The organism is Flavobacterium crocinum (assembly GCF_003122385.1).
In the GTDB taxonomy this organism is placed as follows: Bacteria; Bacteroidota; Bacteroidia; order Flavobacteriales; family Flavobacteriaceae; genus Flavobacterium; species Flavobacterium crocinum.
Map to the genome: position 1 here is coordinate 4,166,658 of NZ_CP029255.1, position 13,583 is coordinate 4,180,240.

General features: G+C 32.9%; 11 protein-coding genes, 2 tRNA genes and 1 rRNA gene. 3 read left to right on the plus strand and 11 right to left on the minus strand.

The annotated features are described in order from the left end of the window. Window positions 1–17: 17 nt before the first annotated feature. Window positions 18–755, plus strand: coding sequence for a head GIN domain-containing protein (locus HYN56_RS18550; protein ID WP_109193538.1), 738 nt, complete (start codon window positions 18–20; stop codon window positions 753–755). An 89-nt stretch (window positions 756–844) separates the two neighbouring features. Here the strand turns inward: HYN56_RS18550 and HYN56_RS18555 are convergent, their stop codons facing one another. From HYN56_RS18555 to HYN56_RS18580, 6 genes are all read right to left on the minus strand, one after another. After that, complete coding sequence (locus tag HYN56_RS18555) at window positions 845–2,149, minus strand: MFS transporter (RefSeq protein ID WP_109193539.1); 1,305 nt, start codon at window positions 2,147–2,149, stop codon at window positions 845–847. 160 nt (window positions 2,150–2,309) lie between these two features. Then, window positions 2,310–3,119, minus strand: coding sequence for a M48 family metallopeptidase (locus HYN56_RS18560; RefSeq protein WP_109193540.1), 810 nt, complete (start codon window positions 3,117–3,119; stop codon window positions 2,310–2,312). A gap of 83 nt (window positions 3,120–3,202) precedes the next feature. Beyond that, on the minus strand, window positions 3,203–5,602 hold the full coding sequence (locus HYN56_RS18565) for a glycoside hydrolase family 31 protein (RefSeq protein ID WP_109193541.1): 2,400 nt from the start codon (window positions 5,600–5,602) through the stop codon (window positions 3,203–3,205). A 203-nt stretch (window positions 5,603–5,805) separates the two neighbouring features. Next, entirely contained in the window at window positions 5,806–7,710 is a 1,905-nt protein-coding gene (gene glgB / locus HYN56_RS18570; protein WP_109193542.1) for a 1,4-alpha-glucan branching protein GlgB, read from the minus strand. A gap of 61 nt (window positions 7,711–7,771) precedes the next feature. Further along, entirely contained in the window at window positions 7,772–9,052 is a 1,281-nt protein-coding gene (locus HYN56_RS18575) for a glucose-1-phosphate adenylyltransferase (RefSeq protein WP_109193543.1), read from the minus strand. Then, a complete protein-coding gene (locus HYN56_RS18580; protein ID WP_109193544.1) occupies window positions 9,042–10,469 on the minus strand; it encodes a glycogen synthase in 1,428 nt (475 codons plus the stop codon). The genes HYN56_RS18575 and HYN56_RS18580 overlap by 11 nt, the downstream gene beginning before the upstream one ends. A 117-nt stretch (window positions 10,470–10,586) precedes the next feature. On the opposite strand from HYN56_RS18580, the gene HYN56_RS18585 reads away from it, so the two are divergent. After that, entirely contained in the window at window positions 10,587–11,453 is an 867-nt protein-coding gene (locus tag HYN56_RS18585) for an alpha/beta fold hydrolase (protein ID WP_109193545.1), read from the plus strand. A gap of 47 nt (window positions 11,454–11,500) precedes the next feature. Beyond that, window positions 11,501–12,139, plus strand: a complete 639-nt coding sequence (locus HYN56_RS18590; protein WP_109193546.1) for an endonuclease III domain-containing protein — start codon at window positions 11,501–11,503, stop codon at window positions 12,137–12,139. A gap of 15 nt (window positions 12,140–12,154) precedes the next feature. On the opposite strand, the gene HYN56_RS18595 is transcribed toward HYN56_RS18590, so the two are convergent. The 5 genes from HYN56_RS18595 to rrf all read right to left on the minus strand — a co-directional run bounded on the left by HYN56_RS18595 (window position 12,155) and on the right by rrf (window position 13,509). Beyond that, the gene (locus HYN56_RS18595) at window positions 12,155–12,589 is read right to left on the minus strand and encodes a nuclear transport factor 2 family protein (protein ID WP_109193547.1); all 435 of its coding nucleotides are present in this window, start codon (window positions 12,587–12,589) and stop codon (window positions 12,155–12,157) included. 16 nt (window positions 12,590–12,605) lie between these two features. Continuing rightward, window positions 12,606–13,058, minus strand: a complete 453-nt coding sequence (locus HYN56_RS18600; RefSeq protein WP_109193548.1) for a DUF1569 domain-containing protein — start codon at window positions 13,056–13,058, stop codon at window positions 12,606–12,608. A 107-nt stretch (window positions 13,059–13,165) separates the two neighbouring features. Continuing rightward, window positions 13,166–13,251, minus strand: a tRNA-Leu gene (locus HYN56_RS18605). Between the two features lie 6 nt (window positions 13,252–13,257). Further along, window positions 13,258–13,330: transfer RNA gene (locus tag HYN56_RS18610), tRNA-Phe, on the minus strand. Between the two features lie 69 nt (window positions 13,331–13,399). Beyond that, window positions 13,400–13,509: ribosomal RNA gene (rrf, locus tag HYN56_RS18615) — 5S ribosomal RNA — on the minus strand. Between the last annotated feature and the right edge of the window lie 74 nt (window positions 13,510–13,583).

Below are 13,583 nucleotides of genomic sequence, written 5' to 3' on the forward strand. Positions count from 1 at the left end.
ATCTAAAAATCAAAGCAATGAAAAAATCAATTTTACTTGTGGCTGTAGCTTCACTTTTTGTAAGCACAATAGTTAACGCACAATGGTCTACTGACAAAAAAACAGTAAAAGGAAATGGTAAAGTGACTACCGAAACGAGAACAACAACTGATTATGATGGCATTAAAATAGCAGGCTTCTTCGATGTAGATTTAATTGCAGGAAAAGAGGGAAAAATTACTGTTAAGGGCGAAGAAAATCTATTGGCTGCAGTAAAAATTGAAGTTGAGGGAAGTGACCTAAAAATTTATGTCGAAAAAGGAACGCAAATTCGTCCAAGTTCAGGTCAGAAAATTCAAATCACGGTTCCGTTTGAGAAAATTTCTGAATTAAGTTTAGCGGGCTCTGGAAATATAAAATCAAAAGATGTTATTAAGAGTGAAAACTTTGCAATTAAATTAGCAGGCTCAGGCAATTTTACTCTACCTGTTGATGCAAATAACTTAGACTTAAGTGTGAGCGGATCAGGAAACATCAATTTAAAAGGAACTGCCGATAAATTTACAACTAAACTTTCGGGCTCAGGAGATATTGATGCTTCTGATTTAAAATCTAAAGTTGTAGATGCAAATGTTTCGGGTTCAGGAAACAGTAAAGTAACTTGTAACGAAAGTATAACAGCAAGAGTTGCGGGTTCCGGCAATATTAAATATATAGGAAATCCTGAAAAGAAAGATGTAAAAGTATCAGGATCGGGAACTATTACAAAAGGTTAATTATAAAAAAAGTATCACGAATTACAAAAACTATCATCAATCAAATAATTACTGCAATTCGTGATACCGGTATTATGAAAGACGTTTCGTTAATTTGAAACGTCTTTTTTATGAACTCTTCTTAAAAGGAAAATTGACGTTATAAAGAAAATTGCTAAAATTACAATTGCCGCTCTCGGACTACCTGTAATCTGGTCAATAATGCCGTAAACACACATTCCGATCACGATTCCGATTTTTTCTGCCACATCATAAAAACTGAAAAACGAAGCAGTATCTTCTGTTTCAGGCAATAACTTTGAATATGTGGAACGTGACAATGCCTGAATTCCTCCCATTACAAATCCGACAATAGTCGCCATGATATAAAAATGAAGTGGCAATGTCATAAAATAAGCCATAGCACAAAATACAGCCCAAATACCGTTAATAAAAATTAAAGTAGGAACATTTCCCCATTTAGCCGAAGCTCTTGAAGTAAGAAGAGCGCCAAAAACAGCTACTATTTGAATTAATAAAATACAAAAAATTAAACCAATTGTACTTTCCTCTTTTGAGGACCATTGAATTTCCTGTGCTCCAAAATAAGTAGCAACCAACATTACAGTTTGTACTGCCATACTTGAAACAAAAAAACCTCCTAAATATCTTCTTAATGGCACATTATCATTCAATAAACCCCAAACCTTTTTTAACTCTTTAAAACCATTAAATACAACATCTTTTGTTAATTTCTGATTCTTTTCTGAACTTCCTTTTGGCAAATAATAATAAGTATACTGACTAAATAAAATCCACCATACGCCTACCATCACAAAAGAATAACGCATAGCTTCCATTCTTGCAGCATCATTTTCAGCTCCCATTATCATCCATAAATTGATTCCCAGTAAAAGAACGCTTCCTATGTATCCCAAAGAATATCCTTTAGCACTAATTCTGTCTTGTTGTTCTTCAAAAGCAATATCCGGAAGATATGAATTATAAAAAACCAAACTTCCCCAATAACCTAATAATCCGAGAAAATAGAATAATAATCCAACATAAATATTATCCAGGTCAAACCAATATAATCCCATACAGGATAAAGCTCCTAAATAACAGAAAAATTTCATGAAAGATTTTTTATTTCCAACGTAATCTGCAATTCCTGATAGTAAAGGCGAAATAAATGATACTACCATAAAAGCAAAAGCTGTAATAAAACTGATTAACGCTGAATTTTTAAGATGCATTCCAAAAACATCAATATAATGATCGCGATCACTAAATAAGGCTTCGTAAAAAATTGGAAATACTGCTGAAGCAATTGTTAAAGTATAAACTGAATTGGCCCAATCATAAAATGCCCAGGCATTTAAAAGTTTCTTATCTCCCTTTTGTAGGTTTTTCATAGAAATGGTTTTGTTAATAGGCTACGAATTTATCTATTTTTTATCATAATCAAATAGAAAATATTTAATTCATACATTATTAAATTATGAACTATGATAAAAATAAAAAAAGCTACTCAACAATGAGTAGCTTTTAGAATTTATATTTTCAAACTTGGTTTTATTTAATCGTACCAACTTTAAGCGCAATAGCTTTTGCCTCCGGAATTAAGGCTTTTATATTCGCAATTCTGGTAGCGTCAGAAGGGTGAGTACTCATGAATTCAGGTGTACCGGATGCACCTGATTTTGCAGCCATTCTACCCCAAAAAGAAACAGCGTCTTCCGGATTGTATCCCGCAATTGCCATTAAAGTCAAACCAATTTTATCAGCCTCACTTTCATTACTTCTGCTAAAGGGAAGCATCACTCCTACTTCTGTTCCCATACCATAAGCCTGTGAAAAAATTTCTCTTGTCTGAGCAGACTTATTGGTCGTTGCAGCATCTAATACTGCTCCACCTATTTGTTGCAATTGAGCAGCACTCATTCTCTGAGCACCGTGATTAGCTAAAGCGTGTGAAACTTCGTGCCCCATTACAGTTGCCAAACCCGATTCATTTTGAGTTATAGGCAGAATTCCGGAATAAACCACAATTTTCCCTCCTGGTAAACACCAGGCATTAACTTCTTTATTATCTACTAATTTGTATTCCCAACGATAATCTTTTAAATATTGTGATTGTCCTAAATATGCTAAATATTTTTCGGCAGCCGCTTTTATTTTATAGCCAACATTTTCGACAAGTTTTGCATCTGCTGTTCCGGTAATCACTTTGTTTTCAGACAAAAAAGTACTGTACTGTTGAAATGAAGTTGGAAACAATTCGCTATTTGAAACAAAATTAAGGTTTTGTTTTCCTGTTATCGGATTTGTTGCACAAGATAAAACAAGACTGCTGAAAACCCCTAAAAACAAATATTTTTTCATAATTCGAGCTATTTTCGAACAAAAATACAATTATTACAAATTATTATTTTATACAATAAGTCAAAAAATTATCAGAATTTTAACTACTCACCAATAATATGAAGCTCATTAAACTCTTTATCAACAATTAAGAATTTATTTGATTCAAAACTTATTTTATCGAATTCGATCTTTTCATTGTCGATTTCGATTTCACTTACCTTAAATGGCAAACCGATTAAGTTAATTTTATACTTGCTATATGGCGTATCATATTTACCTTCTTTGTGCAATTGTATAATTAATTCTTTTTCTTTTCCAATAGTTCTTAATGATAAAAAGCTGTAACGACCTTTTTTATAATCATAACCATCTTGCGCATCTTCATAAACTTGTGATTTTTCTTTACCATGTTTATAATATACGTCCAGCGTTAATTCATCAAACTCTAATTCGCCAACATATTGTTGAACCGGATATTTTGGAATAATAGCGCCTGCTTTTATAAAAACTGGAATTTCATCAAATTTAGTGTCGATCCAGATTTCTCTTCCACCAACAAAAAATTCATTTGTCCAGTAGTTATACCATTCACCTCTGGGAATATACATACGTCTACCTACAGCATTAGGTTCAAGAATTGGACAAACCAAAATCTGGTTTCCAAAGATAAATTCATCATTGCGGTAATGTGTTTGTGTATCATCCTGATCGTAATAAACCAAAGGTTTTAACATTGGAATACCTTCCTCAATATACTGCCAGAACATGGTATACAAATAAGGTAACAACTGATAACGAAGACTAACAAATTTTCTTGTAATATTAATTACTTCCTGATCAAATGACCAAGGCTCCTGATTTCCATGATCTCCGGATGAGTGTGTTCTGCAAAATGGATGAAAAACACCTAACTGAATCCAACGCGCATATAATTCGCCTGTTGGTTGTTCTGCAAAACCTCCAATATCTGAACCTGTGAATCCCATTCCTGAGATTGACATTCTCTGTACCTGAATATTAGCAATCCATAAATGCTCCCATGTAGCCACGTTGTCACCTGTCCAGGATGATGTATAACGTTGAGCTCCAGAATAAGCAGATCTGGTAATTACAAAAGGACGTTTTGGATAAGCAAATCGTTTTACGCCATGATAAGTTGCCCTTGCCATTTGTGTTCCATAAATGTTATGAGCTTTTCTATGACTACAAGGATTTCCGTCATACAGGTGACGAACGTCCATTGGAAAAGTTTTATTTGGAACCTCCATAACAGCAGGTTCATTCATATCATTCCAAACTCCTTTTACACCAATATCTGCAATTAATTCTTTAAATAAACCTGCCCACCATTCTCTTACTGCAGGATTTGTATAATCCGGAAAATTACATTCACCTGGCCAAACTTTACCTTTCATATAAGGGCCGTCTGCTCTTTTACAGAAATAGTCTTTTTCTAAAGCTTCTTTGTAAACCCAATAATCTTTGTCGATTTTGATTCCCGGATCAATGATTACAACTGTTTTAAATCCGTCTTCGGCTAATTCAGTCACCATTTTTTTAGGATCTGGGAAATAATTTTTATTCCATGTAAAACATCTAAAACCATCCATGTAATCAATATCCAGATAAATGGCATCACATGGAATTTGAAGTTCCCTAAATTTCGAAGTAATCTCTTTTACTTTACTTTCCGGATAATAACTCCATTTACACTGATGATATCCTAAAACCCAAAGAGGAGGTAATTCAGGTTTCCCTGTTAAATCCGTATAAGTTGTTACCACATCCTGCATTTGAGGGCCATAAATGAAATAATAATTCATTTCGCCACCCTCTGCCCAGAAACTAGTAATATTTCTTCTTTCCTGACAGAAGTCAAAGAAAGTTCTAAAAGTATTGTCGAAGAATATCCCATAGGATTGTTTGTTGTGCAAGCCAATATAAAACGGAACTACCTTATATAAAGGCTCCTGATCTTTTTGATAAGCATATTGGTCTGTCGCGAAATTTTCAACTCTTTTACCTTTTAGATTCATTTGAGTTGCTTTGTCTCCTAGTCCATAGTAACATTCACCGTCTTTAGAGAATTTACTCATTTTTACGATGTTTCCACCGTATTCGTAGCTTTCTTCCCAATGAAAACCAAGTTCGTCTTCAAGAATTAAAAAATCGTTTAGATCATAAACAGCCAGACGAAGGTCTGCTTTCTGTATTTTGCATTTTACTTTACTGGTTCTGATCTGGAAATAAGTTTCCTCTTCGGTAACTTCGAGAAAATTGTAGCCATGAAGCTGCGTTTTATCAATTGCGTATGAAAAGTCATTGCTAAAATAACCTTTTGTAGTAAAGCGAAATCGAATTAAACTGTCTCTAAGAATGGTAACTTTCAAAATTACTTTATTGTCTGTATGAAAGGAAACAGAATCTCCTTCGTGTTCGTAAGAGACAATTTTTGATGGATATAAATCTCCTTTGTATTCTAATGATGTGTTTGTAATCATATCGCCAATGAATTAATTTTAACAATAATCTCTATTTCAAACATACAAAAAAAGTTACTAAAGCCCTATGAATAAAAGGTTTATTAACGAAAACGTTTTTTCTGACTTAGTCTTAAATTATAGCTTAAAAAATAAAGAAATTGTCAATTTTAGAAGCCTAAAATGACAAAATGGTACTTCTGAAAATAACTGTAAGATTTTTTCTAAACGAAAGAATATACCGTTACGCCCAAAGGCGGCAAAATTAGTTCTACTGAAAAATCTCTCCCATCGTAAGGTATGGAATCTATTTTTGATAGTTTTTTATTGCCTGTACCACTTCCGCCATAAACTGAAGCATCGCTGTTAAAAATCTCTTGTAATTTTCCTGTTCTTGAAACTCCAATTCTGTAATTCTCTCTAACTAATTGAGTAAAATTGCAAACAATAACTAAATCTTCATTTGCATTGTTCCCTTTACGGATATAAGACATTACTGCATTTTGATGATCAGAATAGTTAATCCATTCAAAACCTTCTCCTGAAAATTGCTTTTCATACAAAGCCGGATTCGATTTATACAAATGATTTAGGTCTGTAATCAATTTCTTAATTCCGGAATGAAAATCATATTGTAGTAAATGCCAGTCTAGACTTTGTTCGAAATTCCATTCATTGGTTTGCCCAAATTCGGCTCCCATAAACAATAGTTTTGCTCCTGGATGTGTAAACATGTAGCCGTAAAGCAATCTTAAGTTGGCAAATCGTTGCCATTCATCGCCAGGCATTTTATAGATAAGAGATTTTTTTCCATAAACCACTTCATCATGAGAAAACGGAAGCATGAAATTTTCTGTAAATGCATAAGTCATCGAAAAAGTCAATTCATTCTGATGGTACTTTCTATATACTGTTTCCTTTTCAAAATATTTTAAAGTATCATGCATCCAGCCCATCATCCATTTCATACCAAAACCTAAACCTCCCGCAAAAGTTGGTCTTGAAACCATCGGAAACGAAGTGCTTTCTTCTGCAATAGTCTGAACTCCATTAAAATTAGCGTAAATTACTTCATTAAATTCTTTAAGAAAGCTGATACTGTCTAAATTTTCTCTTCCTCCAAAAATATTGGCTTCCCATTCCCCATCTTTTCTGGAATAATCCAGATACAACATCGAAGCAACGGCATCAACCCGCAAGCCATCAATATGATAATTCTGAAGCCAGAATACAGCATTACTAATTAAAAAAGCTCTAACTTCATTTCTTCCATAATTAAAAACTAAACTCTTCCAATCCGGATGATAACCTTTTCTACGATCCGGATGTTCATATAAATGCGATCCATCAAAATAACCTAAACCATGTGCATCATCCGGAAAATGTGAAGGAACCCAGTCCAGAATCACTCCAATTCCTTCCTGATGTAATCGATCTACCAAAACCATAAAGTCCTGAGGTTTTCCAAAACGGGAAGTTGGAGCAAAATATCCTGTCAGTTGATATCCCCATGATGGATCATAAGGATATTCCATTACTGGCATAAACTCAACATGCGTAAAACCTGTTTCTTTTACATATTTAACTAAATCATCAGCTAATTCCAGATAAGTCAGGAAACGATTGTGATCTGCTCTTCTCCAGGAACCTAAATGTACTTCGTAAACAGAATAAGGTTTATCTAAAGCGTTATAATTCTGACGATTATGCATCCAATTTTCATCTTTCCATTTATAGTCTAAATCCCAAACTACAGAAGCTGTATGCGGCGGTTTTTCACAATAACGCGCAAATGGATCGGCTTTCTCAGTTACAATTCCGTCAATATTCGATTGAATTTTATATTTGTAAAGCGCTCCTTTAGAAATCTCAGGAATAAAGCCTTCCCAGATACCCGAGGAATCCCAGCGAACATTTAAATTATGTTCTCCTTGTGTCCAATAATTAAAATCACCAACAACGGAAACTGACTGTGCTGTTGGAGCCCAAACAGCGAAATAAACGCCTTTTACTCCATTAACTTCAAGTAAATGTGCTCCTAATTTTTCATGTAATTTGAAGTGTTTTCCGGCTTTGAATAAATCTATATCAAAATCGGTAAAAAGCGAATGTGTTATTACTTTAGTCATGTTTGTTATTTAAGGCAATTGGAATTTGGAATTTGGAATTTCTATATTAGATATTCAGTTTCTATTCTATTCTAAAATTATCTGAAAGTGTAACACCTTTTTTAATCACAACAATTCCATCTTTTATACTGTATAGTTCATTGGTAAAATTGTCCAGATGTTTTCCTCCGCTAATATGAACATTATTTCCAATGCGCACATTTTTATCAACCAAAGCATTTTTGATATAACAATTTTCTCCAATTCCAACATGGATTTTATTGATGTTACTTTCATGGTTCAGTTCATCAAGATCCTGATAAAAATCGTTCCCCATTACATAGCAGTTTTCAAGAACTGTCCCTTCACCAATTCTGGAACGGATTCCAATTACAGAACTCTTAATTTCTTTGGCATTTATGATACATCCTTCTGAAATTAAAGATTGATTTATAATCGAATTTCTAAATTTTGAAGGCGGTAACAACCTTGGTCTTGTAAAAATTTTATTCTCATTATCGAATAAATTAAATTCCGGAATATCAGCAGTAAGACCAATATTAGCTTCAAAAAAGGATTCTATATTTCCAATATCCGTCCAATATCCTTCATATTGATAGCTTAAAATTTTATGTTTTCCAACGGCTTGAGGGATAATTTCTTTTCCAAAATCTTTCGTTTCCTGATTTGCCATTAATTCCTCTAACAATGGTTTGTTGAAAATATAAATCCCCATTGAAGCAAGATACTTTTTACCTTTTTCCTGCATTTGTTCACTCACTTCAGATTCCCATTCCGGCAACAATGAAGCATGTGGTTTTTCTATAAAAGCATGAATATTATTTTCATGATCTGTTTTTAAAATTCCAAATTCCGGAGCATCTTTAGCGTTTACGGGTAAAGTTGCAATAGAAATTTCGGCATCCGCCGCAATATGAGCTTCCAGCATTTCATTAAAATCCATTTGATACAGTTGATCTCCGGAAAGAATCAATGCATGGTCAAAATCATGTTTTAAAAAATGCGACATGCACTGCCTTACAGCATCAGCAGTTCCCTGAAACCAGGTTGGATTGTCTGGAGTCTGTTCCGCAGCCAAAATATCAACAAATGACTGACTGAAAATACTAAAATTAAAAGTATTTTTGATATGAGCATTTAAAGATGCAGAGTTAAACTGTGTCAGAACAAATATTTTGAAAATATCTGAATTGATACAATTAGAAATTGGAATATCAACCAAACGATATTTTCCTCCAATCGGGACAGCTGGTTTTGATCTCGTTTCTGTTAAAGGGAATAAACGTGATCCCTGTCCTCCTCCTAAAATAATAGCAACTACATTTTTCTTTTTAAATTTCATTTTTCTCAATTATTAGGTTGTATAATTCGATATATTCTTGGCACACTCTTTCCCAGGAATGATCTGTTGACATTCCTCTTTGAACTACTTTATTGAAATTTGTTTTATCATTATATAAATTAACAGCTCGATTTATAGAATAACAAATGTCTCCAACCGAAGCCTGATCATGGCAAACTCCATTTCCATCATCTCCAAAATCGATAACTGTATCTCGTAAACCTCCAGTTCTTCTCACAATCGGAATTGTACCATATCGCATAGCATACATCTGATTTAAACCACACGGCTCCACTCTTGACGGCATTAAAACATAATCTGAACCTGCATAAATTAAATGTGCTAATTCTTCATTATAACCTATAAAAACATTATAATTTCCTTTATAATCATTTCGCAATTGCGTAAGTTGTAATTCTATTTCAGCATTTCCCGAACCTAATATGAGAATATTAATATCTTCAAAATGTTCCGATAATGCTAAAGCAGAAGCCTGCGGCAACAAATCACCACCTTTTTCTTCAAACAAACGTCCAATAAAACTGAACAATGGTTTTGAAGAATCGAGTTCAAACTGTTCACATAGCTTTTCTTTATTTTTTAACTTTCCTGTTTCAAAATTCTCGATTGAATAATTTTCAGCAATCATCTGATCTTTCAACGGATTCCAGACTTCGAAATCTATTCCGTTCAAAATCCCTTTAGATTTATTACGAACAGATCTAAACAGCTCTTCCAGTCCATTTGCAGAGTAATTAATCTCATTTAAATAACTAGGAGAAACAGTTGTAACGGCATTAGCACATTTTACGCCAACAGCCAATGAATTAATAGAATTATTCCACTCTAACAATCCAACATGTTTCAAATCAAATTCTGGTAAATAATACAATTTATCAAATCCAAACCAGCCCTGATACAATCCGTTATGAATTGTAATAGCCGTTTTTACATCTTTAAGAGTTTCATATTTATAGGCTACCTGAAGTAAAAATGGAACCAAACCGGTATGATGATCATGACAGTTAATAATATCCGGAATTTTATTTCTCGCTATAATCCAGTCTAATGTTGCTATTTGAAAAGATAAAAAACGTTCAATATCATCTTCATAACCGTAAACATTTGGACGATTAAACAAATCATTAATTTCAATAAGATAGAGTTCGTACCCTAACTTATTTGTCTTTTCTTTAAGAACACTAAAAGGAAAATCAAAATTTCCCAATTTTACTGTTGCCCAATGAACACATTCAAAATCATTTTCATTTTTAAATTTTGTATCATAACAAGGAACAACAACTCTCACCAAATGCCCTGCATTGGTTTGATATTTAGGTAATGCTCCTACAACATCAGCCAGCCCGCCAACTTTTGCCATAGGATAACATTCTGCACTAATATGAAAAATCTCCATTTCAGAAATTATTTTGAGATCATTTTTTTAGAAACGATCATTTATATATTACATTTATCTTTTTTAAATTTAGCAAAAAAACAACCAAAGTATTGCTCATAATTAAGTTTTATTGAAATGGCAAAAAAGGCAATTAATCCTATTAAATCATTAAAAATTCCACAGATAATTATAATATCTACCAATATTTGTTCACTTGTATCTAAAAATCTCGCTACTAAATTTGCTGCCAGAATATTTACAACTCCAATAAAACATAAGGTTCCTAAACGTGAACTTGAGATGGATTCTAAAAGCCTTCAAAAGACTATTCACGTTGAAAGTATCAATAAAGATATTATTACCTATCATTATGGTAATAATACTCGAAAGATATTATTAGTTCATGGTTGGTCTGGACGTGGAACCCAATTATTTAAAGTAGCCGATGAATTACTGCATAATGGCTATTCAACTATAAGTTTCGATGCTCCTGCGCATGGAAAATCAAAAGGAACAACAACAATAATGTCTGAATTTATAGCTTCTATTCTGGAAATAGAAACACAATTTGGACCATTTGAAATTGCAATTGGGCATTCTTTAGGAGGCATGTCTGTTTTAAATGCGATTAAAGATGGTTTAAAAGTTAATAAGGCTATTGTTATTGGCAGTGGGGATATTGTACAAGATATTTTAGATGAATTTATTTGTAAGCTGAAGCTAAAAAATGAATTTAGTGACCGATTAAGACTCTTTTTTGAAGATAAATATCAAGTTAAAATGGACGATTTTTCTGCTTATAAAGCTGCGCAAAAAATTGAAATTCCAGTTTTAGTAATACATGATAACGACGATCCGGAAGTACTGGTAAAAGCAGGAATTCATATTCACAAAAACCTAAAAAACGGCTCATTATTTTTAACCGATGGATTAGGTCACAGAAAAATACTTGGAAATCAAAATGTTATCAAAAAGATACTAGAGTTTGTTAAAATTAATTAATTTTACAGATAACTAACTCAATACCAACAACAAATAAAATTATTGTAATGGATTTATTTGGAGAAATTTCGAACTGGGAAATAAAATTAAATCCCATTTTAAAAAAGTATAAAGGAAAAAGTCATCCATTAGAGTATAAAAATACGTACCAGCTTTTAGTAATGGTTGTACTATCAGCTCAGGATTCAGATGCTAATATAAATAAAATTGCTCCTATTTTATTTGAGAAATTTCCAACATTAAAAAGTTTGTCCAAAACTAATTTGGAAACTTTTATTCCATACATTAACAAAGTGCGCAATTATCCAACTAAAGCGCTATGGCTTTTGGATATTGCTAAAACTATTAAAGAAGATAAAGATATTCCTTTGTCGATGTCTGGATTAACGGCACTTAAAGGTGTAGGCAGAAAATCTGCTAATGTTATCATGAGAGAAACCCAACAACCAGCAGAAGGTATCATAGCAGATTTGCATGTGATAAGAGTTGCTCCAAGAATTGGAATTATCAAAGAATCAAAAGACGGAAATAAAGTAGAAAAAGATTTAATGCAGACTTTACCTAAAAAAATCTGGTCGGAAATTGGAATGGCAATTTCTTTTTTAGGTAGGGAAATATGTCGGCCAAAACCAAAATGTGAAGAGTGCCTTCTAAATGATATTTGCTTATATTATTCTATTGAATAGGAGAAAAACTAATTACTATTTCCTTCTTGTATCAATTAAGTAAATTATTTTCCAGTTGTCTTTCTCTTTAAATAGTGTAAAAGTATTTACACCTCTATGACTTAATTTCTCATTTAGATAAAATTCATAAGGAGCCCAAACATGCGCCATTGTTCCATCAATTTGAATATTAAAGTTCAAAATTTTCTCCTGAAATTTCATATTTAAAGGTATCGTCACAATAGACTTATAAAATTCGTTAGTACTTTCATTCGATAGTTTATTTCCTTTTACGGCATTCTCACTAATAGATTGCAAAATCATCTTATCAGCGCAAACTGATTTTAATTTTATTGAATCTCTTTGATGAAATCCTTCAAAAAAAGTTTCAATACTTTTTTGAACATCTTGTTTTTGCGCATTAGAATTAAATCCAAAGAAGAAAAAAAATAGAATTATACATATTCTCATAACAATCTATTTGTAATTAAACTCCAAACTGGGAAAAATGATGATCTAAGTGTTTAGCAAACATATTATTCCATTCTTGTGATGTTAATCTTCCGAAAGAAAGTGATTCTTTCCCTTCAAATTCATTTCCACCTAATTCTTGTGTTTTTAAAATGTATGCAATAAGTCTATTTTTTTCCAAATTAAAATCTTTATCACCTTTTATGATAAATTGCGGAGCTGTACTCAGATTTTTAGAGTAGGGTCTTTCGCTAACAACTTTGTTTTTAGCTAATACTTTTAACAGAAGTCTTATGAATGTATTTGGTTTAGGATGAATATTATCATAAACCATTTCATATGTTACATTACAGTGAGCCAGCATCTGATCGACACTCATTTTCCCCCACAACGGTTGTGAATCTTGTTTAAGCTGATTAATGCGCTTAATAAATTGATCACAATCCTTTTTTAGAAATACATTTTGCATAATTCAGAATTTAATTCAAAAATATTGCGGTAAAAATAGAGAAATTCTGTATAAAATAAGTTTAGATCAAAAAAAACTTCAACTAGCAAAGCTAATTGAAGTTTTAGTACTCAGAGCGGGACTTGAACCCGCACGAACATTGCTGTTCACTGGATTTTAAGTCCAGCGTGTCTACCAATTTCACCATCCGAGCATTATGTGGTACCTCCAGGGATCGAACCAGGGACACATGGATTTTCAGTCCATTGCTCTACCATCTGAGCTAAGGTACCTTTTTTTACTTATAAATAAGTAAAAGTTTGAATAAAAAACCCTGTTCAGTTTGGACAGGGTTTTCAAAAGAAAGGCGACGACATACTCTCCCACAAAACTGCAGTACCATCTGCGCAGGCGGGCTTAACTTCTCTGTTCGGGATGGGAAGAGGTGAGCCCCGCCGCAATAACCACCTTAAGGTTGTTGGTTATTGGTTTGTTGTTTATAGTTTCTCGTTTTAAACGCTTGACTCATAACATATAACCTTTAAC